A 21,733-nucleotide genomic window follows, 5' to 3' on the forward strand; every position below is an offset into this window, starting at 1 on the left:
ATCGGAACGCCGGCACAAAGACAAGCGGGCGTCGCAGATGTCCCAGCCTCACTTTTTGGCGATTTGCTTTTTCACCAGATCGATCTTCTGGTCGGTAAGCGGGATGGGAATGGTGTAGCCGGCTTCGGTAAAGCCCTGCTTGGCATTCTCGAAGAACGCGATAGCCCTGACATACTCGGCCTTGCCGCCGCCATAGCTGGCGCGGTTCCAGTGGATGTCGCCGAGATTGTTCTGCTCAAAGGCCCACTGCATGGGCTGGCTTTCCCTGGTGAAGACTTTCAGCGTCGCCGTGAAGGCCACCTCGGCCTCGTCGAGATATTTTCCGGTCCGTTCGATATTGCCGAGATTGAGCAGGCTCATGCCGATGCCGTTCTGGGCGTTGGCCCAGTCGACCGGTGCCGTCTCGATGGTCAGCACTTCGAGTGCCGCCCGCCGGGCGGCGATCGAATCCCGCAGGGTTTTGGGATCGGCATTGCTCATGCTCAGCCAGTGCAGCGTCGAGCCGAGGCCGGCCTGGGCGAGCGCCCATTGCCGCGGGTTGGTCTCGCGCTTGTACTCGCGCAACGCATTGCTGTAGGCGTCGACCGCCTCGCTGTAGTGCTCGGGCTTGTCCGTCACGCCGCCAAGCAGTTGCAGCGTGTTGCCGAGATTGTAGTGGCTCATGGCCCAATCCTGCGGGAATTTCCGCCTGACATAGACCTGCCCGGCTGCCTGGAACGCTGCCACCGACTGTTCGAGCCTGGCCGCGTCGCGGGTCCGCTGGCCAAGCGTCTGGTAGATCGAGCCGAGATTGTTCTGGGCGGACGCCCAGTCCATCGGGAAGCGCTGCCGGGTAAACACCGTCAGCGCATCGTCATAGGCCGCGGCTGCCTCTTCAAGCGTGCCCGTGCCCATGTCGAAGCGGGCAACACCGCTCAGCGCGTTGCCGAGGTTGAGCCGGCTGGTCGCCCACGAGACCGGGAAGGTCTCGCGGGTTCGCACCTTCAGCGCGGCGCGGAAGGCATCGGCCGCTTCGTTGATCTTGGCCTTGTCGTTGAGCTGGATGCCGAGCGTCACCAGCGTGTTGCCGAGATTATTCTCGACCATCGCCCATTCCACGGGGGCTTTCTCGCGCGTGTATTCCTCGAGCGCCAGCCGGTAGGCGGCTTCCGCGTCCTTCAGGTGCTCGCCGGCTGGTTCGCGTTCGGAAAGCGCATAGAGCGCCAGGCCGAGATTGTTCTGCGAAGCTGCCCAGTCGAGCGGCAGCTTGTCGCGCGGGCGCTTTTCCAACGTGGCGCGCATCGCGGCCACTGCCTCGTTTAGACGCTTCGGATCGCTCTCGCGCTCGCCGATCTTCAAGAGGACATTGGCAAGGTTATTCTGCGCGGCCGCCCAGTTGCGATCGTCCTTGTCGCGCTCGAAGACGACGAGCGAAGCGCGGAAGATCTGCGCGGCTTCTTCCAAATGTGCGGTCTCGGTCTCGCGCTCGCCGATGGTCTGCAGCACCACAGCCATGTTGTTGCGGGTGATGGCCCAATCCCTGTTCTGCTCGCCATTGGGAATGAAGTTCAGGATGACGCGATAGGCCTCGATCGCGTGCTGCAATGCTTCGAGATCGCCGGTGGCGTAACCGTGGGCGTTGAGCGCCTCGGCTTCCTGGTTCTTGTAGTTCCAGCGCAGCTTGTCGTCCCATTTCTCGACCAGCGAGAAGGCCTTGGCATAGTCGTTGGCGGCGGATTTGTATTCGAAGACCAGTGCGGCGGCGTCGGCGCGTTTGGCATAGATGGCGGCGTCGGCGATGCGTTTCTGCCTGACCAGTTCTTCGGCCTCGTCGACGGCACCGCTGTTCTGCTCGACCCTGCTGACGGCGTCGTCGAGGAATTTGCGCGCCGTCACCATGGCGCCCTGGCCGATGGCCTTGTCGGCGGAGGCGACCAGGCGCTTGATCTCGGGATCGTCGGTGCGCAGTGCCGCACGCTCGGACATCATCTTCTTCAGGCGCTCGGCTTGCGCGTCGAGCATCTTCTGCAGGTCGGTCGGATCCTCGGGGATCTTGTCCGTTCCCAGCGCCCTCAGCACGCCATAGAGCGCGTCGAGCGGCACGCCGTCCTGCAGCGAGGCCAGTTCCACCTGCGCCCGCTTCGGGTCGGGCAGGTCGGAAATGGTCAAGAGCAACTGCCGCCTCTCGCCGGTGATCAGCCCGTCGTCGCCGGTCGGTTCCGGTGGCGCGACGCCGAAATACAGCAGGCGGCGCAGGCTTTCATTGACCCAGGGGCGCTGCTTGGCCTTGGTGTCGAGATAGACTTCCTCCGTCACCATGCGCATGACGGAGCCGAACTCCGTGCCTTTCATCGCCGCGAGATGGCGCAGCAGGGCGGCGGCATAGGGGCTGTTTTCGCCGGCCGCGCCGTCGAGCGCCGGTCGGCCCGGTTCGGCGGCGAAGCCGACCACCGTGCCCAGGCTCGCATCTCGCGCCGACGCGTTGGCGAGCGCCTTGGCGCCGCGCACCGGTTCCAGCCCGCCGGCGCCGATCGGCTCGGCGGAAGCGGTCGGCGCACGGCGCACCACGGCGTCCGCCGGAAACGGATTGGTGCGGCAGGCATCGAGCAGCATGATCGTCACCGGCACGGTCTTCTTCAACTCGTCCATGACGGCGGAAATCGGCACCAGCTCCTGGCCCGCGTCCTTGAGCGACGTGACATCGGCATCGACCGGAACCAGATAGTTCTCGCCGCCGGCTTCGATGCCGTGGCCGGAGTAATAGATGAAAGCGACGTCGGCGCCTTCGGCGTCCTCGACGAAGCGTTCGAGATCGCGATTCAGCTTGGCGGCATCGCGATCGGTGACGTTGCGGGCGTCGAAGCCGAGGTCGGTCAGCATCTTGGCCATGTCGCGGGCGTCATTGGCCGGGTTGGGCAGGGCGGCGATGTGCAGGTAGTTCGACTGGCCGATGATCAGCGCCACGCCCTTGAGGCTTTTCGCCTCGGCAAATGCAAGCGCCGTCGCGACAAGACAAAACAGGGCGGCGACGAAGGCCGTCAGCCACATCCGTGCAAGAAGATTGCGTCCTGAGGTTTCGACAAAGGTCATTTGCCGTTCGTGTCCGCCCTGATGCTCCAAGCCCTCTATAACGTTGCCAGCATACCATGATCAAATTCGGGCGCGATTGCGCCGCGCGCATGGCTCGCCTATCCCTGAAAAAATGTCTCCGCTTACAGAAACCGTGCTTTTCGTCTTCAGCCTCGTGGCGCTCGGCTATTTCGCCGGGTTGACCGGCTATCTCAGACCGGCGAGCGGCGAGGGGATATCGGATTTCGCGGTCTCGGTGGCGATGCCGCTGCTTCTGTTCCAGACCATGGTGAAGGCCGATTTCCACGGCGTTGCGCCATGGCCGTTGTGGGGAGCCTATTTCGCGGCGGCAGCGATCACCTGGGCCGCCGGCCATCTCGTCACCACGCGGATCTTCGGGCGCGACGCGCGCGCCGGCGTCGTCGGGGGCGTATCGTCGGCCTATTCCAATGTCGTGCTGCTCGGCGCTCCCTTCATCCTCGGCATCTTCGGCCCAAGCGGCTTCGAAGTGCTGTCGCTGCTGGTCTCCGTGCATCTGCCGGTCATGATGATGGCCTCGATCGTGCTGTTCGAGATGTTCGGCCGAGGCGGTGACGAACATGTGCATCCGCTGCGGGTGCTGCGAAGCTTCCTGCGGCGGCTGTTCATCAATCCGCTGATCATCGGCATCCTGCTTGGCCTGGCATGGCGGCTAAGCGGCGTGCCGCTGCCCAGGCTCGTCATGCGGCTGGTCGATGCGCTGGCCAACACGGCAGGGCCGGTGGCGCTGTTTGCCATGGGGCTCAGCCTGCGCCGCTTCGGCATCTCCGGCAATGTCCGGCCGGCACTGGCGCTTTCGGCGCTGAAACTGTTCCTGATGCCGGCGCTGGTTCTTGCCTTCGTCTGGCTGCTCGGCCTGCCGCCGATGACCGCCAAGGTGGCGGTCGTGGTGGCGGCGCTGCCGTCCGGCATCAACTCCTACCTGATCGCCGTGCAGTTCAACACCGGCCAGGCGCTTGCATCGAACCAGATGACCATCGCCACCGCCTGCGCCGCCGTCACCACGGCTTTCTGGCTGACGATTGTCCTGCATGTCTTTGGCTAGGCGATGCGCAAATCCAGGCGAGGCGGTAAAGCTTGCTCTCGTCCCGGGCTGGCCCAACCCCTATATGCCATCTTGCGATTGCTTGCGGGCCTTGCCCTAGGTAAAGAGCAGTGGCTCCGGCGTGCCGGCTTCAAATCATGGCGCACGCTCACCGAAGATTTCACAGACCGGCCCGTCAGTGCGCCGAACGGAGGATAGACCATGCTTCAGAAAACCAGCCATTTCATGCGGCAGGCCAATCTCATCAATGGCGAATGGGTGCAGGCCGATAGTGGCCAGACGGTCGACGTCAACAACCCCGCCACCGGCCTCAAGATCGGCACCGTGCCGAAATCGGGCAAGGCCGAGACCCGCCGCGCCATCGAGGCCGCGGACGCCGCCTTCAAGACCTGGCGCAAGACGACCGCGCTCGAGCGTTCGAAGCTCTTGCGCAAGCTGCATGACGCGATGATGGACAATCAGGACGTGCTGGCCGAGCTCTTGACCATCGAGCAGGGCAAGTCACTGTTCGAATCGAAGGGCGAGATCGGTTCGGCCGCGGCCTACATTCTGTGGTTCGCCGAGGAAGGCCGCCGCACCTATGGCGACGTCGTGCCCTCACCATGGGCCGATCGTCGCATCCTGGTGACCAAGGAACCGGTCGGCGTCATCGCCGCCATCACGCCGTGGAATTTCCCGTCCTCGATGCTGGCCCGCAAGCTCGGTCCCGCGCTCGCTGCCGGCTGCACCGCCGTCGTCAAGCCGGCCTCGCAGACGCCTTATTCGGGTCTTGCCTGGGGCGCGCTTGCCGAGGAAGTCGGCTTCCCCAAGGGCGTCGTCAACATCCTGACCGGCTCGGCCAGCGAGATCGGCGACGAGATCTGCGCCAATCCGCTGGTGTCGAAGATCACTTTCACCGGATCGACCGAAGTCGGCAAGCTCCTCATCCAGAAGTCGTCGGTTACCGTGAAGAAGGTGTCGATGGAGCTTGGCGGCAACGCGCCGTTCATCGTCTTCGACGACGCCGATATCGACCGTGCCGTCGCCGGCGCGATCACCGCCAAATACCGCAATTCCGGCCAGACCTGCGTCTGCACCAACCGCTTCCTCGTCCAGGCCGGCGTCTATGACAAGTTCGTCGAGAAGCTGGCCGCCGCCAGCAACGGGCTGAAGGTCGGTTCCGGCCTCGAGGAAGGCGTGCAGCAGGGGCCGCTGATCGACGAGAAGGCGGTCGAGAAGGTCGAGGAACTGATCGCAGACGCGACCTCGAAGGGCGGCAAGATTGTCGCCGGCGGCAAGCGTCATGCGCTCGGCGGTTCGTTCTTCCAGCCGACGGTGATCGCCAACGCGACGCCCAAGATGCGCTTCATGAAGGAAGAGATTTTTGGGCCGGTCGCTCCGGTGTTCAAGTTCGAGACCGAAGCGGAAGCAATAGCGCTCGCCAACGACACCGAATTCGGCCTTGCCTGCTATTTCTACACCGGCGATCTCGGCCGCGCCTTTCGCGTCATGGAGGGGCTGAAATACGGCATGGTCGGCGTCAATGAAGGCCTGATCACCACGCCGGAGGCGCCGTTCGGCGGTGTCAAGGAATCGGGCCTCGGCAAGGAAGGCGGACATCAGGGCATCGAGGATTACCTCGATACCAAATATGTCTGTATCGGCGGCCTCGGCCTCTGATACCTTGTCCCTGAAGTGGGCGGGCCAGGCCCGCCGCCTTGGGTCGAGAAAACCAGCCGAAATCCTTTGGATCAACTGACGTTTGCGGGCATGGCAATGAAGGACGGCGAGGTTTTCGGCACGACGCAGGCGGGTGAGCCGGTACGCCGCTTCACCATCAGGGGCGGCGGTCTCACCGCCAACGTCATCGGCCTCGGCGCCATCATCCAGGATTTGCGCCTGACCGGTCACGATGCGCCGCTGGTGCTCGGCTACGACACGCTGGAAGCCTATGAGGCCGACAACGCCTTCTTCGGCGCGGTGGTCGGCCGCTATGCCAACCGCATCCGCGACGGCCGCTTCACCATCGGTGGCAACCGCTACCAGACCGAGCAAAACTTCCTCGGCAAGCATACGCTGCATGGCGGCTCACAGGGCTATGCGCATCGGCCGTGGGCGGTTTCGCTGCACGGCAGGGACTTCGTCACGCTGACGCTGCACGATCCCGACGGCGCGATGGGTTTTCCCGGTGCGCTCGACGTCACCTGCACCTACCGGCTGAAGATCCCCGGCACGCTCAGCGTCGAGCTGACGGCGACCTGCGAGGAGCCGACGCTGTGCAATCTCACCCAGCATTCCTATTTCAACCTGGATGATGGCGGCGCCGGTGACATTCTCGACCACAGGATGATGCTGAACGCCGGCGCCTATCTGCCTGTCGACGGCGACATGATCCCGACCGGCGTGGTCAAGCCGGTCGACGGCACGCCCTTCGATTTCCGCCAGGCGCGGCCGCTGCGCATGGAGACCGAGGGCGAGCAGCTCCCCTACGACCAGAATTTCTGCCTTGCCTCGGCACGCGGGCCGTTGCGGCAAGCGGCATGGACGCAAGGGGCGAGCTCCGGCGTCGAGATGGAGGTCTGGACCACCGAGCCAGGCGTTCAGCTCTACACCGGCCAGTATGTGACGCCGCGCAAGGGGTTGGAAGGCCGCGACTACCAGGCTTTTTCCGCCTTCTGCCTGGAGCCGCAAATCTGGCCGGATGCGCCGAACCGGCCGTATTTCCCGCAAGCAACGCTGTGGCCCGGTGCGATTTATCACCACGTGACGGAATACCGTTTCCGCCTTCCATAGGTCTCCGGGCGGCTAGTTTTCGAACGCTGCCCGCAGCGTCTCGAATGGCGCCAGGGCGCCGCGGACCTGGACCACGGCGGCGGCGACGCGATGCGCCCGGCTTGCCGCTTCGCGCGGGCCATGGCCGGCAAGACGCGCCGCGAGGTAGCCGCCATTGAAGGAATCGCCGGCGCCGGTGGTGTCGACGGCGGCCGCGACATGGATCGCCGGCACCTCGTGCAATGTTCCGCCCTCGGCGATCAGCGCCGGCCGTTCGCCGTTCTTGACCACGACCTCGCCGACCCATTGCCTGAGCCGCTCGGCGGTCGCCAGCGGCGTTGCATCCTCAAACAGCATCTGTTCATCGGGGAAGGTCGGCAGGGCGATGTCGGTGACGCCGAGTGCCTCGACGATCGCTGCCTGCGCGCTTTTGCGGTTGCGCCAAAGCCGTGGCCGATAATTGGGATCGAAGGCGATCAGCGAGCCAGCGGCGCGTGCCTTGGCCACGGCTTCCAGCAGTGTCTTGCGTGCGGCATCGTCCAGAATTGCCAAAGTGATTCCGGAAAAGTACACAAGCGCCTGATTTTCAAGATTTTTCGACAGTGCGGCGGGATCCGAGGCAAGCTGCTGGGCGGCGGCGTCGCCGCGCCAGTAGGTGAAGGAGCGCTCGGCACCGGTCAGGGTGATAGCATAGAGGCCGGGCCGCGCGCCCGATATTATCGGACTGGAACCGATGCCGATGCCGTTTTCGGCGAAGAAGCCGATCTGGCCTTGCGAAAAGGGGTCGTCGCCGAAGGCCGAGACATAGGTCGCTGGCCGGTCCTTGCTCAACGCGTGCAGCGCCCATAGCGTGTTGAACGTGTCGCCGGCAAAACCCATGCGCCAGTTCGGCCCGGTCTGGCCCGACAGTTCGAGCATGCATTCGCCGATCGAGGCGACGCCGTTTCCCGCCATCTGCAATCCTCCATTGATTTCGGTGCTGTAGCTTTTTGCCGGCGGCAGCGCCATGCTTGGCAAGCAGGCTTTTTTGCGCCACAGCGTTTTCCCACAGGCTGGCGGGACGCGATCCACCCGGCCGAGCGTTATCCGCAGAAGAGGAACCGGTTTGGCATCGATATGGCGTTATCTTTTGGCGGGTCTTGGTCTGGCTGCTCTGCTGGTCGGCGTGCTCGCGGTCGTCTATCTAACGGCGCCGCAAAGCGCGCAGCTTGCTGGCCCGGATCTCTCGCGGACGAAGAAAACCGACAACGGGCTTTACATGGCGAGCTTCGTACCGGAACGGGGCGTGGTGCGGCAGGGCGAACTGGAATCCTGGCTGCTGACGCTGAAAACAAAGACCGGGGCTTCGGTGGAGCGAGCTGCGATCGCCATCTCCGGCGGCATGCCGCAACACAATCACGGCCTGCCGACCAGCCCGCAGGTGACCGACTATCTCGGCGATGGCCGTTACCGCATCGAGGGGCTGAAATTCACCATGAGTGGCTGGTGGCAAGTTCGGTTCGCCATCTCGTCCGGCGCCGGCTCAGATACGGTGCTGTTCAACGTGGTGCTGTGAGCGATCGATGAAGCGCCTTTTCTGCTTTCTGGCGCTGATGGTCGCCGTCATCCTCGTGGGCTGCGGCAAGCCGGATTTTTCCGACGCCGAGAGGAAAACCATCGCCTCGCTGGCCCTGAACACGCTGCCGTCGCTGAAACCCGACACCACCAATCGCTTCGCCGACGTGCCGGCCGCCGCGGCCCTTGGCTCGACGCTGTTCTTCGATCTGGGCATGAGCCGCGATGGCACGGTGTCATGCTCGACCTGCCACAAGATCGACCGCCAGTTCCAGGACGACCTGCCGCAAGCCCTGGGCGTCGGCCGCACCAACCGGCGCACCATGCCGCTGGCCGGCGTGGCGCGCGATCCCTGGTTCTTCTGGGACGGCCGCCGCGACAGCCTGTGGGCGCAAGCGCTGACGCCGCTGGAAAATCCGCTGGAGCAAGCAGGAAACCGTACTGCCTACGCGCACTACATCAAGGCACGCTTCGGCGAGCGCTATGAGCGCATTTTCGGGCCGTTGCCCGATTTTGCCGGCATTCCGTTGAATGCGAGCCCGCTTGGCAACGATGCCGAAAGGGCTGCCTGGAACGCGATGAGCGATGCGCAGCGCGACGCCGTCAACCGCGTTTACGCCAACATCGGCAAGGCGATCGCGGCCTTCGAACGCTCGATCGAGCCGGCGCAGACGCGCTTCGACCGGTTTGCCCTGGACCTTGCCACCGGCGCCGAGCCGAAGAGCGATGCCGTCTTTACGCGGGAAGAAATCCTTGGGCTGAAACTGTTCATCGGCAAGGCCAATTGCGTGACCTGCCACAATGGCCCGCGCTTCACCGACAACGGTTTTCACAACACCGGCGTGCCACCCGTCGCGGACCTGCCGCCGGATCGCGGCCGGGTCGACGCGGTTGCACAGGTCGAGGCCGATCCGTTCAACTGTTTCGGCGCCTACCGTGACGGCGACGTCAGCGCCTGCGGCGAGCTGCGCTTCATGGTCAAGGATGCGCCGGAACTGGTGCGCGCCTACAAGACGCCGTCGCTGCGCGGCGCGGCCACGCGGCCGCCCTATATGCATGCCGGGCAGTTTTCGTCGCTCGACGAGGTGGTGGCGCATTACGCCAAGGCGGCGGCGAGCGTGAGGGGGACAACCGAGATCCATCCGCTGCAACTGTCGGACCGCGAACGCGCGGCGCTGGTGGCGTTTTTGAAGACGCTGTCGGAGTAAGCTGTTGTTTGACCATGATCTTGTCCGAAAACCGGCATCCACTTTTCGGGATCATGGTCAGCGATCCTTCACCGTCTCCATCGCCACGAAGGTCGAGGTCTGGGCGACGTGGGGGAGCGCCGAGATGCGTTCACCCAGTACGCGGCGGTAGGCGGCGATGTCCCGGGTGCGGACCTTCAGCAGGTAATCGAAGCTCGACGCCATCATGTGGCACTGCTCGATCTCCGGCACCGCCTGCACCGAGCGATTGAAAGCGTCGAGCGCGGCGGAACGGGTATCGGACAATTTCACCTGGACGAAGGCGACATGGCCTTCGCCCATGCGCTCACGGTCGATGATCGCCTGGTAGCCCCTGATGTAGCCGTCCTTCTCCAGCCGCTTGACCCGCGCCTGCACCGGTGTCTTGGAGAGACCGACCTTGGCCGCGAGTTCCGACATGGAAAGGCGGCCATTGCTGGCCAGCGCCGACAGGATGTTGCGGTCGATGCGGTCCAATTGGTCTTCTGTCATAAAAATTACAGTCCAAACTCTGAGGAATTGACATAATGATAGATCGATCGGTCTGTCCTGTCGATTTCTTTGGACCGACTGGAATCCGCGCCTGTGCTAGCTTGCGCCATTCGGTCCGGTGACAACCGGCCCGCTCCCTGATGCTCGCTCCACGGGACCCGCCATGCCGCTCGACACCATCCGCCAGCAGATCCGTGCCAATTATCTTCCCGACGAAGACGAGGCCGTGAAGCGGCTGGCCGAGGCGACAGGGCTTTCGGCTGCGGATCGCGATGCGATCTCGGCGCGGGCGGCCGATCTGGTGCGGGCGGTGCGCGGCTCCTCCGATCCCCGGCTGATGGAAGTTTTCCTCTCCGCCTACGGCCTTTCCACCAAGGAGGGCGTGGCGCTGATGTGCCTGGCCGAGGCGCTGCTGCGGGTGCCCGACACCGAGACGATGGACGATCTGATTGCCGACAAGATCGCGCCGCATGACTGGTCGGCGCATTCCGGCGGTTCGAGCTCGATCTTCGTCAATGCCTCGACCTGGGCGCTGATGCTGACCGGCCGCGTGCTGGACGAGGGCGAGGGCGGCATCGAAGGCACGCTGCGCTCGATGGTGCGCAGGCTGGGCGAGCCGGTCATCCGCAAGGCGGTGGCCGCCGCCATGCGCGAGATGGGCGAACAGTTCGTGCTCGGCCGCACCATCGCGGAAGCCGTCAAGCGCGGCCGGCCGATGACACAGAAGGGTTACCTCTATTCCTTCGACATGCTGGGCGAGGCGGCCCGCACCGAGGCCGACGCACTGCGCTACCACAAGGCCTATGCCGACGCGATTTCCTCGCTCGATGGCGGTTCCAACGGACCTGACATCAGGCAGAACCACGGCATCTCGGTGAAGCTCTCGGCACTGCACCCACGCTACGAGGTGGCGCAGAAGGACGCGATGCTGCCTGTCATGGCCGAGCGGCTGCTGTCGCTGGCGCTTGCGGCCAGACATTCGCGCATGGGCCTCAACATCGACGCCGAGGAGGCCGACCGCCTCGATCTGTCGCTCGATGTCATCGAGCGCGTGCTGGCCGAGCCGGAACTCGCCGGCTGGAACGGCTTTGGCGTGGTGGTGCAAGCGTATGGGCCGCGCGCGGCCTTCGTCATCGACTGGCTCTATGCGCTGGCCAGGAAATACGACCGCACCATCATGGTGCGGCTGGTCAAGGGCGCCTATTGGGACACCGAGATCAAGCGGGCGCAGATGCTCGGACTGGCCGGCTATCCCGTCTTCACCCGCAAGGCCAATACCGACGTCTCCTACATGGCTTGCGCGAAGAAATTGCTTGGCATGACCGACCGCATCTATCCGCAATTCGCGACCCACAACGCCCACACCGTCGCCGCCATCCTGTCGATGGCCACGAACCGCGATTCCTTTGAGTTCCAGCGCCTGCATGGCATGGGCGAGGCCCTGCACGAGACCGTGCGCCAGGCCGAAGGCACGCGCTGCCGCATCTATGCGCCGGTCGGCGCGCATTCGGACCTGCTGGCCTATCTGGTGCGTCGCCTGCTGGAAAACGGCGCCAACTCCTCCTTCGTGCACCAGCTGACCGACGAGGATGTCGAGCCGGAAGACATCGCGCGCGATCCGCTCGAAACGGTCGAAAGCCAAGGCCCCGCCGCCAATCCGGCGATTGCCAGGCCGTCGCAGATTTTTGGCGCGGGCCGCCGCAATTCAAGGGGATTCGACATCACCGACACGGTGACGCTGGCGGCCATCGACAAGGCCAGGGCGGCGTTCGCCGGGCCGGACCGCTGGCACGCCAAGCCGATCACGCGGGCTGCCGGTTATGGCAAGCCACGCCCGGTCGTCAATCCGGCCAAGCCCGATGAAGTGGTCGGAACGGTTCACGAGGCCGCTGCCAAGCAGGTCACGATCGCCGTGCGCATCGCTGTGGAAGCGCAGCCGGCCTGGGCAAAGCGCCCCGTTGCCGAACGCGCCGCCATCCTCAACCGCGCCGCCGACCTCTATGAGGCCAATGCGGTCGAGTTCTTCGCGCTTGCCACCCGCGAGGCCGGCAAATCGCTGGCCGACGGCGTGGCGGAAGTGCGCGAGGCCGTCGATTTCCTGCGCTACTACGCCGCCGAGGCAGCCAATGCCGAGGCGGGCACGCAGGCGCGTGGCGCCATCGTCTGCATTTCGCCGTGGAATTTCCCGCTGGCGATCTTTACTGGCCAGATCGCGGCAGCACTTGTTACCGGCAATTCGGTCATCGCCAAGCCGGCCGAACAGACGCCACTGATCGCTTTCCGCGCCGTCGAGTTGCTGCGCGAGGCCGGTGTGCCGGAAGACATTATCCAGCTGTTGCCGGGCGACGGTCCATCGGTGGGCGCGCCGCTGACCGCTGACCCGCGCATTGCCGGCGTCTGCTTCACCGGGTCGACCGATGTCGCCAAGCTGATCGAAAAACAGCTGGCAGAGACCGCGGCTCCCGACGCCATGCTGATCGCAGAGACCGGCGGTTTGAACGCGATGATCGTCGATTCCACCGCGCTGCCCGAGCAGGCGGTGCGCGATATCCTGGCCTCGGCTTTCCAGAGTGCGGGTCAGCGCTGCTCGGCGCTGCGCGTGCTCTATGTCCAGAAGGACGTCGAGAAGAAGATGCTGGAGATGCTGAAAGGCGCCATGGAGGCGCTCAACATCGGTGATCCCTGGCGGATTTCGACCGATGTCGGGCCGGTCATCGACGATGAGGCGCAGGCGTCGATCCGCGACTATTGCGTCAAGAAGGGTCTAGAGGGCCGGCTGATCGCCAAGCTCGAGGCGCCGAAGGACGGGCGCTTCGTCGCGCCGCATGTCTTCCGGGTCAAGGGCATCGAGGAGATGGACCGTGAGGTGTTCGGGCCGGTGCTGCATGTCGCCAGCTTCGACGCCGATGGGATCGATGCTGTCATCGCCGCCATCAACCGCAAGGGCTATGGCCTGACCTTCGGGCTGCACACCCGCATCGAAGGTCGCGTCCAGCATTTTGTCGACGGTATCCATGCCGGCAACATCTACGTCAACCGCAACCAGATCGGCGCCGTCGTCGGTTCGCAACCCTTTGGCGGCGAGGGCTTGTCCGGCACCGGTCCAAAGGCCGGCGGGCCGCATTATCTGCGCCGCTTCCGCAAGGGGCCGGAAGCCGGTACGGCAGTTGGCGATGGCCACAAGGTGACGGCGACCGAACTGGCAGACAATCTACCCGATCCGACCCTTGGCGGCTGGTCGACGCGCCCGGACCGGATCGCCATCCTGAGGAAGCATCTGCGCGGCAAGGGCGCGGCCGCCATCGGCGCCGCCGCTGGCATCGATTTCGGCCAGGTCGACCTGCCCGGACCGACGGGCGAGGCCAACACGCTGTCGCTGTCGCCGCGCGGGCGGGTGCTGTGCCTGGGGCCGGATGCCGAGACGCTGCTGGCCCAGACGATCCAGGCGCTCGCCGCCGGCAATGCGGTGCTGGCCGTGGCGCCTGGGGCGCCGGCTGCATTGTCGGCGTTGACCGGCAAGGGCTTGCCGCTGGCGGCAATAGATGGCCGCCCCGATCCGGTCGAAGCGCGTTCGCTGCGCGTCGATGTCGTCGCTTTCTCAGGCACACCGGAGGCGGCGCGCATCGTGCGCAAGGTCATCGCTGACAGAACGGGTCCGATCGTCCCGCTGGTCAGCGAGGTGCTCAACCCGGCGGCCTATGCGCATGAGCGTGCGGTCTGCGTCGACACCACGGCCGCGGGCGGCAATGCCAGCCTGCTAGCTGCGGCCTAGTTCAGCCCATTCTCAGGCGCCTTCGACGACCGAAAACCCCTCGAATTGCGGATGGCCGAGATAGTGGACCTTCGTCGTGCCGACATTCCTGTGCGCGGCGCGAAAATTCTCCGACCTGGTCCAGGCGACGAAATCGTCCTGGCTCGCCCACACCGTGTGCGAGGCAAACAGCGTGTAGCCTTCGGTCTCGTTCACCGGGCCGCGCAGCAGATGGAATTCCCGAAAACCCTTCATCTCGGCTAGGCTGGAATCGCGGTTCTTCCACACCGCTTCGAAATCGGCTTCCGAGCCGTTCTGCACCTTGAAGCGGTTCATGGCGATGTACATGGCGTTCCTTTCTGAATTGGTGGACTGCTGCGATTGAAGGATGCGGCGAGGCGTCGGCTCTCAGAACGGACCGATCGCGCCGGTGAATTCCAGACTGTTGCCAATCTTTGCCGGGATCGGAGGGAAAGGGGCCGCCTTGCGAACGAAACCAAGCACGATCTGGTCGAAAGTTGCCGAGCCCGAGCTTTCGACGACACGCAGCTCATCGATGTTGCCCTGCCTGCCGATGACGAAGGTGACAACGGTGTTGGTGCGCGCCGTCGCTTGCAACGAAGGCGGCACTGCTCGATACACGCGGCCAAGTTTGCCGATGACGTCGCTTCGGTAGCTGGATTCAGCGTCGGAGCCTGCCTCGTTCCGCCTTTTGCCCTTGCTGGCGGCCTGCGCCAGCCGGTCCTGGCCGTCTGCCGTGCCACGCTTCTCGTCCGCTGCTTTTGAAGGAGCGATCGCCGGAGTGGGCCGAGTGCTGGGGATCGGCGGTTGGTCCGGAACGGCGGCAGGCATCTCAGCGCTCTCGGCCTGGACGCTCGGCTGTGCCGGTGTTTCGGTCCTGGCAGCCACACTCTGGTTGTCAGGGGGCGGGGTCGCCGCCACCAGTATGTCCGGCGTGACTGCCGGCTGTTTGACAACTTCCGGCAAAGGTTTGGGAAGCGGCTTGGCTGGTTCCTGTGTGGGCTGAGAACCTTGCTCCACGGTTTGCTGCTCAGGCTGCAAGGGTTTTGTCGGCGGCACCGGTCTGACCGCCGGCTCCGGCTTGGTCGGCTGCGGTTTCGGCTCCAGCGTGACATTGATCGCCGCCGGATCCTTGTCCAGGGCGCTGCCAGCCACCTTGTCGCCTGTGTGATCGCTGCCTTCCGGTTGCTCCGCATTCGGGAAATCGAATGTGCCGGCGGGCGAGATCAGAAAGAATGCCGCGACAGCGGCGTGAAGCAGGCCGGAGACGACTATGGCAACGGGCCATCGGGCCACCGGCCGCGCGACTGCAAACGGCTCTGCCGGCGCTATCGCCAGCTCGTTGCCAGCGTCGGGGAGGGGGCTGATTTCCTGCATCTCGCGGGCCGGAAATTGCAGCGGCCGGCGGGCAAAAGTCAAATCAAGATCGTTTGCCCGTGGCGTCACTGATCCATGGCCAGCCAGCGACCAGGCCATGGTGTCTCGCGTGAATGCGGGATGCAGTCCCAACGCCATTCTCAGACGCCGAAAGCGATGCCGGTCTTGGTGTCCGTCTTCAGCTTGTGCATGCAGGCGGCGGGTTCGACGCCCGCGCCTGCGCATTCGGTCGCGCTGTTGATCAGCACGCGGCTGACCTTGGTGCAGTCGGTGCCGGCGAGATCAAAGCGGGTCACCTCGGTCTTGCCAGCCGGCAGATCCTTGAAATCGAGCACGGTCAGCCGGTCGACGATGCCGGCCTCATTGAACAGCGCAATCTCGAACGCTGTCTTGGAGAGGTCGGCACCGAGATTGTTGTTGACCAGGAAGGTCAGCCGGCAGCCCTTGTCGGAAGGCTGCGCGGCATTGAGCTCCAGGGTCAGCGCGGGGGCCGGCGCGGACCCTTCAGCCCGCGCCGGAACCATCGCAAGCGACATCGCCAGCGTCGAGGTCAGCAGACGAAGCGATGCCGTCAAGCCCATCATGCCATCAGCCTCCAAACCGCATGGTTGCCGCCAGTTTCAGCGTTATGCCCGGCTCATAGACCGCAACCGTCGTGCTGCCGTTCAATGGGTTGGCGTATTTGACGTCGAACAGATTGTCGGCGCGGAAATCGACCTTCAGATTGTCGGTCGCCTGATAGCTGGCGAAGGCATTGACCAGCGTATAGTCCTCGGCCACCGCATTGCCCTTCGGCTTGCCGTTGTATTGCACTTCGCCACCAACGGTCAGCTTGTCCTCGAGGAAGCGCAGCCCGAGCTGGGCGGTGACCTGCGAGGAGGGGATGGTGGCGAGATCGGCTTCTACACCCTTGTAGGAAATGGTGTGGCCATTGGTGATCGAGGCCGAAAGCCCGGCATAGCCCCAGCCGGCGTCGTAGACGCCTTCCAGCTCAAAGCCGTCGATCTTGGCCTGGGCGAAATTCTGATACTGGAAGCAGATCGGAATGCCAGGCCCGAACGGGCAGCCGCTGCCTGGAGCGAACGGCGACAGGGTCACGCCATCGATGTAATCGTCGACATTGTTGTGGAAGTAGGCCGCCTTGACGCGAAGCGCGTCGCCGGGTTCGAAGATGTCGTTCTGCTTGTAGTTGATGCCGAATTCCGTCGTCTTGCCGGTCTCGGGCCGCAGATTGGGATTGGGCAGGAACGGGAAGGTGACGCCGGCCGGATGGTTGCCGCTGATCAGCGTTTCCGTCAGCGACGGCGAGCGATAGCCTTCGGCGTAGGTACCGTAGAAGTGCAGGCCGGCTAGTCCGGCGGTCTCGAACGGCGAGACGCCGACGGTGATGCGCGGCGACAGCCGGTCGCCCGATGTCTCGCGCGTGCTGTCCTTGAGGCTGTAATTGTCGTAGCGCAGCCCGGCGATGACCTCGAGCCAGTCCCAGGTGAGCTTTTCCTGGACATAGGCGCCGGACACGTTGCGCTTGCCCGAAGGTGTGTAGAAACTGTCGCCGCCGGCCGTACCGCCGGTCTTCACATTGTCGCCGACCCAGTCGCCGCCATAGGTCAATTCGTGGGCGATCCCGCCTGTTTCGAAGCGCGATGTGTTCCAGATGTCGATACCCGTGGTGCCGACGTCGAAAGTCGATTGCGACCCCGCCGGCAGGACAGTGGGAAGACCCGTTACGGGATCAAACCGTTTTTGCGGAACGAGGCTGGTCAGGTCGAGATTGGTCTTGTTGTAGGAGGTGTTGATGTGGAGATCGAGCCAGCTCTTGTCCTCATCCGTGATGTTGTAACGGGCGGTGAAAGTGTTCGACTTCAGGTCGACATCGTTGACCGGCACGCCGCCGCTGGTTTCGTCCCAGCTGTCGCTTGAGCCGACCCAGCCCAGCTTCAACTCGCTGTTCTCCGTCGGCCGTATGCTGGTCTTGAGCAGGCCGCTCAGGACGTCGAATCCGGTGCCGTTGACGGTGTCGCCGTCGCCATCCTTGTAGTCGCCGTAGTTGCGGTAGACGATGTTGGCGAGCGCGTCCCAGTTCTCGTTGAAACGGTAGGCGCCGGTGGCGCTGGTGGTCCAGCCCTTGCCGTTGCTCTCATAGCGTCCGGTTACCGAAGCGCCCCATGCTTCCTCAGGCTTGAGGAAGTCCGCGGCGTCCTTGGTGTCGAAGAAGACGACGCCGCCGATGGCGCCCGAACCATAGGTGTTGGCGACCGGACCGCGGATCACATCGACGGATTTGACGAGCTCGGGGTCGATGTAAAAGGTCGACTGGGTGCCATGGTCTGAACGCTGGAAATCCTGGCGCGCGCCGTCCACAATGACCGCGACGCGGCCGAAATCCTGCAGGCCGCGGATGTTGATGCTGGTGCTGACGCGCCTGGCGTCGGCCTGTGTCGCGACGCCGGGCACACCCAACAGCATCTCGTTCGGCGTCGTCGCCATGCGGCGGTCGAGTTGCTCCTGGTCGACATGGCTTGCCGAGGCCAGTGATTCGATAGCCGTTTCGCCGGTACGGCTGATAACCAAAATCTTGTCGAGCAGCGTCGCGCCCGCGGGGGCGGCTTTTTCCTGGTCAGCCTGCTTCGACTGATCCGTCCGCTCGCCCGCCGGCTGCGTTGCCTGTTGGGCATGCACCGGTGGCGCGGACAAGGCGATCGCCGCCCCGCTCGCCAACAAAGCCGCGACACCGCTTGCCGTCGACCGGCCGCGCAATTCCCAGTTCAAAAACCCCATGCCCCAACTCCAGATTCCAGGTTTCATGCTGGCTGGCCCGGGGCTTGCTGGCATTTTTCATCGCGTCCGGCGTCTTAAATGTTGACTCGTTTACTCCGGTATTGCACTGACTAATAAACATGATTATTCAAGTCAAGAAATGAATCGGCAATTTCGCAACGCCTAGCCAGATGCCCGGCACAGGAAAGGGATCGACCCAGATGAACACGCACAATCCCAACGATTTTCGCTATCGCGTCCGCCGTTCCGATGATGCCTCCGCCCGCTTCGATCGGATCCCGTTGGCGGTGCGAACGCTCTCCAGCAACACGCTGTTCCAGGGCGAGCACGAGATCGGCATCGAGCATCATGGCGCGCTCTACCGGCTGAAGATCACCCGGCAGGGCAAGCTCATTCTCAACAAGTAAGGCAAGAGCGGTTCACCGTTTCGCGGAAACGCCGAACCACTCTATCTCTTTGTAACGCAATTCCGGACGGAAAACCGTTTCACACTTTTCCTGGAATTGCTCTAGGCAGCAGGGACGAGACATGGACCAGCGCGTAAAACCCGCCCCGCACGAAATCCGGCGGGCACGGACAGAAAACCCGAAAACGCGCGAGCGTGACCTGGCCGCCCAACTCGGCATTTCGGAAGCCGAGTTGGTCGCCGCGCATTGCGGCGACGGCGTCGTTCGCATCGAACCGCGCGTCAACGACCTCTTGACCGGTCTCGAGGCGGTCGGCGAGGTGATGGCGCTGACCCGCAACGAAAGCGCCGTGCACGAAAAGATCGGCGTCTATGACAAGGTCGTCACCGGCAACCACAATGCCATGGTGCTTGGCGAGAACATCGACCTGCGCATCTTCCCGAAGGTCTGGGCGCATGGCTTTGCCGTCGAGAAACGCGAGGGCGACGAGATCCGCCGCAGCCTGCAGTTCTTCGATGCGGCGGGCGAGGCGGTGCACAAGGTGCATCTGCGGCCGGCCTCCAGCCTCTACGCCTACCAGAAGCTGGTCGCCTCGCTGGAATCGCCCAACCAGGAACCGACGGTCGATATTGCAGGGCCAATCTCCGACGATCGGAGTGAGGCCGGGACAACCAGCGCCAACCCTAACGATCTGCGCGACCGCTGGAGTCGGCTGACCGACGTGCACCAGTTCTTCGGCATGCTGAAAACGCTCAAGCTCAGCCGCCGTCAGGCGGTGCGCATGGTCGGAACGGACTATGCCTGGCTGCTCGACAATGACGCGGTCCGCGCCATGTTTCATCATGCCGTAGAAGGCGAGATGCCGATCATGTGCTTCGTCGGCAACCGCGGCTGCATCCAGATCCATTCCGGACCGGTCAAGGCGATCAAGCCGATGGGACCGTGGATCAACGTCCTCGACGAGACCTTCCACCTGCATCTGCGCACCGACCACATCCATGAAGTCTGGGCGGTGCGCAAGCCGACCACGGATGGCCATGTCACCTCGCTCGAGGTCTATGCCGCCGACGGCGAGATGATCATCCAGTTCTTCGGCAAGCGCCATGAAGGCGAGAGCGAGCGCGACGATTGGCGGTTCCTGGCCGAGAACCTGCCGCGTATTCCAAGCCCGACGGCAGCGTGAGGAACAGTGTGATGCGGCTTTTCCCGACCCTGCCGGCCATCCGCCGATCGATGTTTGCCCCGATCATCGGCCTTTCTCTTGCCGCGCTGCAGCCGGCTGGCGCCGCCGAGGGCGTCTCGGTCTTCTCCGATCCGTCGAAGATCGCCGCCATAGGCGGTTCGATCACCGAAATCGTCTTTGCGCTTGGCGAGGAGAAACACCTGGTGGCGCGCGATTCCACCAGCAATTATCCGAAAGCGGCGCTTGCCTTGCCCGATGTCGGCTATATGCGCGCGCTGTCGCCGGAAGGCGTGCTGTCGGTCAATCCGACCGGCATCCTGGCGCTGCACGGCAGCGGCCCCAAGGAAGCCGTCGATGTGTTGAAGAAAACCAGCATCCCCTTCATCGAAGTGCCCGAACATTATAGCCACGAGGGCATCCTCGAGAAGGTCCGCATCGTCGGCAAGGCGCTTGGCGTTGATGCCAAGGCCGAGGTGCTGGCCAAGGAACTTGATGCCAAACTGACATCAGCCGAAAAACAGACGGCCTCGATCAAGGAGCGCAAGCGCATCCTGTTCGTGCTGTCGATACAGGGCGGCAAGATCCTGGCCGCCGGCGCCGAGACCGCGGCCGACGGCATGGTCAAGCTGGCGGGCGGGGTCAACGCCGTCGACGGTTTCTCCGGCTACAAGCAGATGTCCGACGAGGCAATCATCACCGCCAGGCCTGACGTGATCCTGATGATGAGCAATGCCGGGCCACCGGTGTCGGACGACGAATTGTTCGGCAACCCGTCGATCGCCTCGACGCCGGCCGGAACCGCGCGCAAGCTGATCCGCATCGATGGCGGCTATCTGCTCGGCTTCGGGCCGCGCACCGCCGACGCCATTCACGACCTCGCCGTCTCGCTCTATGGCGCTGAAGTCACGGACTGAGCGGGCATATCATGGTAGATCAATCGATCGCCGGCCCGGTGACGGTGATGGCGAATGTATCCGAAGGTGACCGCTCAGGCCGCGCCCGCATCATCATCCTGCTCTTGTGCTTCGGGCTCGCGGCCGCCATATCTTTGTCGCTAACGTCAGGGGCATCGGATGCTTCGGCTGTCAGCGTCCTCAAGGACTGGCTGCTTGGGGCCATTCCGAGCGATGCGGCGCTGAGCACCCGTGACAGCCTGATCATCTACGATATCCGTTTGCCGCGCATCATCCTCGGCATGCTGGTCGGGGCGGCGCTCGCGGTCTCGGGCGCCGTCATGCAGGGGCTGTTCCGCAATCCGCTGGCCGACCCCGGCCTGATCGGCGTTTCCGCCGGCTCCAGCCTCGGCGCCGTGGCCATCATCGTGCTTGGCACCACGGTGCTGGCGCCGTTGACCACCTTGCTCGGCACGCTTGCGCTGCCGCTGGCGGCCTTCTTCGGTGGCCTTGCCTCGACCCTGGTGCTTTATCAGGTCGCGACGCGACGTGGCCAAACCTCGGTCGCCACCATGCTGCTCGCCGGCATCGCGCTGGCAGCCCTTGCCATGGCGCTGACCGGTATTCTCATCTTCATGGCCGATGATCGCCAGCTGCGCGACCTGACGTTCTGGTCACTCGGATCGCTTGGCGGCGCGACATGGGCGAAGATCGGTTCCGTCGGACCGATCATCATACTGGCGCTGGCGGCGATGCCTTTCCTGGCGCGCGGCCTCAACGCGCTGGCGCTGGGCGAGGCGACCGCCGGCCATCTCGGCATACCGGTGCAGCGGCTGAAATACACAGCGATCATCGGCGTGTCGGCTGCGGTCGGCGCCTCCGTCGCGGTCAGCGGCGGCATCGGCTTCGTCGGCATCGTCGTGCCGCATCTGCTGCGCCTGCTGATCGGTCCGGACAACCGCTATCTCTTGCCGGCGTCGGCGCTGCTCGGCGCCTCGCTGCTGCTGTTGGCCGATGCCGTTGCGCGCACCATCGTGGCGCCAGCCGAATTGCCGATCGGCATCGTCACCGCAATCGCGGGCGCGCCGTTCTTCCTGTGGATCCTGCTGCGCAAGCGCGGCGTGATCGATCTGTGAGACGTGAGTTCGGCGAGACTTGGGACCTGTGA

General features: G+C 64.3%; 17 protein-coding genes. 10 read left to right on the forward strand and 7 right to left on the reverse strand.

The window, feature by feature from the left end; all coding sequences use genetic code 11:
- Positions 1–48 precede the first annotated feature (48 nt).
- Positions 49–3,069 carry a caspase domain-containing protein gene (locus tag FJV83_RS12505; RefSeq protein WP_142885311.1) on the reverse strand — a complete coding sequence of 1,007 codons (3,021 nt, stop codon included), beginning with the start codon at positions 3,067–3,069 and terminating at the stop codon, positions 49–51.
- A gap of 112 nt (positions 3,070–3,181) precedes the next feature.
- Between FJV83_RS12505 and FJV83_RS12510 the strand changes: the two genes are divergently transcribed.
- The 3 genes from FJV83_RS12510 (at position 3,182) to FJV83_RS12520 (ending at position 6,904) form a co-directional block, all read left to right on the forward strand.
- Positions 3,182–4,132: an AEC family transporter gene (locus FJV83_RS12510; RefSeq protein WP_142885312.1), complete on the forward strand. Its 951-nt coding sequence runs from the start codon at positions 3,182–3,184 to the stop codon at positions 4,130–4,132.
- A 201-nt stretch (positions 4,133–4,333) separates the two neighbouring features.
- Positions 4,334–5,791, forward strand: a complete 1,458-nt coding sequence (locus tag FJV83_RS12515; protein WP_095787463.1) for an NAD-dependent succinate-semialdehyde dehydrogenase — start codon at positions 4,334–4,336, stop codon at positions 5,789–5,791.
- A gap of 90 nt (positions 5,792–5,881) precedes the next feature.
- Positions 5,882–6,904: an aldose epimerase family protein gene (locus FJV83_RS12520; protein WP_095787464.1), complete on the forward strand. Its 1,023-nt coding sequence runs from the start codon at positions 5,882–5,884 to the stop codon at positions 6,902–6,904.
- Positions 6,905–6,916: 12 nt separating this feature from the next.
- On the opposite strand, the gene FJV83_RS12525 is transcribed toward FJV83_RS12520, so the two are convergent.
- Entirely contained in the window at positions 6,917–7,837 is a 921-nt protein-coding gene (locus FJV83_RS12525; protein WP_142885313.1) for a sugar kinase, read from the reverse strand.
- A gap of 151 nt (positions 7,838–7,988) precedes the next feature.
- Here FJV83_RS12525 and FJV83_RS12530 point away from each other — a divergent pair, with 151 nt between their 5' ends.
- Together FJV83_RS12530 and FJV83_RS12535 are read left to right on the forward strand one after the other, a co-directional pair.
- The gene (locus FJV83_RS12530; protein ID WP_095787465.1) at positions 7,989–8,438 is read left to right on the forward strand and encodes a FixH family protein; all 450 of its coding nucleotides are present in this window, start codon (positions 7,989–7,991) and stop codon (positions 8,436–8,438) included.
- Positions 8,439–8,445: 7 nt separating this feature from the next.
- Entirely contained in the window at positions 8,446–9,645 is a 1,200-nt protein-coding gene (locus tag FJV83_RS12535) for a cytochrome-c peroxidase (protein WP_142885314.1), read from the forward strand.
- A 57-nt stretch (positions 9,646–9,702) separates the two neighbouring features.
- Here the strand turns inward: FJV83_RS12535 and FJV83_RS12540 are convergent, their stop codons facing one another.
- Positions 9,703–10,155 (reverse strand): Lrp/AsnC ligand binding domain-containing protein, encoded by a 453-nt coding sequence (locus tag FJV83_RS12540; protein ID WP_064988817.1) that lies wholly within the window; start codon positions 10,153–10,155, stop codon positions 9,703–9,705.
- Between the two features lie 163 nt (positions 10,156–10,318).
- Here FJV83_RS12540 and putA point away from each other — a divergent pair, with 163 nt between their 5' ends.
- Positions 10,319–13,927: a bifunctional proline dehydrogenase/L-glutamate gamma-semialdehyde dehydrogenase PutA gene (putA, locus tag FJV83_RS12545; protein WP_142885315.1), complete on the forward strand. Its 3,609-nt coding sequence runs from the start codon at positions 10,319–10,321 to the stop codon at positions 13,925–13,927.
- A gap of 12 nt (positions 13,928–13,939) precedes the next feature.
- On the opposite strand, the gene FJV83_RS12550 is transcribed toward putA, so the two are convergent.
- From FJV83_RS12550 to FJV83_RS12565, 4 genes are read right to left on the reverse strand one after another with little or no spacing between them, the layout of a single operon-like run.
- Positions 13,940–14,254 carry an antibiotic biosynthesis monooxygenase gene (locus tag FJV83_RS12550; protein WP_095772901.1) on the reverse strand — a complete coding sequence of 105 codons (315 nt, stop codon included), beginning with the start codon at positions 14,252–14,254 and terminating at the stop codon, positions 13,940–13,942.
- A 60-nt stretch (positions 14,255–14,314) separates the two neighbouring features.
- Positions 14,315–15,403 (reverse strand): TonB family protein, encoded by a 1,089-nt coding sequence (locus FJV83_RS12555; RefSeq protein ID WP_348645156.1) that lies wholly within the window; start codon positions 15,401–15,403, stop codon positions 14,315–14,317.
- 41 nt (positions 15,404–15,444) lie between these two features.
- Positions 15,445–15,888, reverse strand: coding sequence for a hypothetical protein (locus FJV83_RS12560; RefSeq protein WP_142885316.1), 444 nt, complete (start codon positions 15,886–15,888; stop codon positions 15,445–15,447).
- A 4-nt stretch (positions 15,889–15,892) separates the two neighbouring features.
- Positions 15,893–18,082, reverse strand: a complete 2,190-nt coding sequence (locus FJV83_RS12565) for a TonB-dependent hemoglobin/transferrin/lactoferrin family receptor (RefSeq protein WP_142885317.1) — start codon at positions 18,080–18,082, stop codon at positions 15,893–15,895.
- A gap of 200 nt (positions 18,083–18,282) precedes the next feature.
- Between FJV83_RS12565 and hemP the strand changes: the two genes are divergently transcribed.
- The 4 genes from hemP (at position 18,283) to FJV83_RS12585 (ending at position 21,701) form a co-directional block, all read left to right on the forward strand.
- Positions 18,283–18,489 carry a hemin uptake protein HemP gene (gene hemP / locus FJV83_RS12570; RefSeq protein WP_027051401.1) on the forward strand — a complete coding sequence of 69 codons (207 nt, stop codon included), beginning with the start codon at positions 18,283–18,285 and terminating at the stop codon, positions 18,487–18,489.
- Positions 18,490–18,610: 121 nt separating this feature from the next.
- Entirely contained in the window at positions 18,611–19,672 is a 1,062-nt protein-coding gene (locus tag FJV83_RS12575) for a hemin-degrading factor (RefSeq protein ID WP_142885318.1), read from the forward strand.
- Positions 19,673–19,683: 11 nt separating this feature from the next.
- Positions 19,684–20,586 (forward strand): hemin ABC transporter substrate-binding protein, encoded by a 903-nt coding sequence (locus tag FJV83_RS12580; protein WP_142885319.1) that lies wholly within the window; start codon positions 19,684–19,686, stop codon positions 20,584–20,586.
- Positions 20,587–20,597: 11 nt separating this feature from the next.
- Positions 20,598–21,701 carry an iron ABC transporter permease gene (locus FJV83_RS12585; protein ID WP_142885320.1) on the forward strand — a complete coding sequence of 368 codons (1,104 nt, stop codon included), beginning with the start codon at positions 20,598–20,600 and terminating at the stop codon, positions 21,699–21,701.
- The last annotated feature ends 32 nt before the right edge of the window (positions 21,702–21,733 follow it).

It is taken from the genome of Mesorhizobium sp. WSM4307 (assembly GCF_007003945.1).
In the GTDB taxonomy this organism is placed as follows: domain Bacteria; phylum Pseudomonadota; class Alphaproteobacteria; order Rhizobiales; family Rhizobiaceae; genus Mesorhizobium.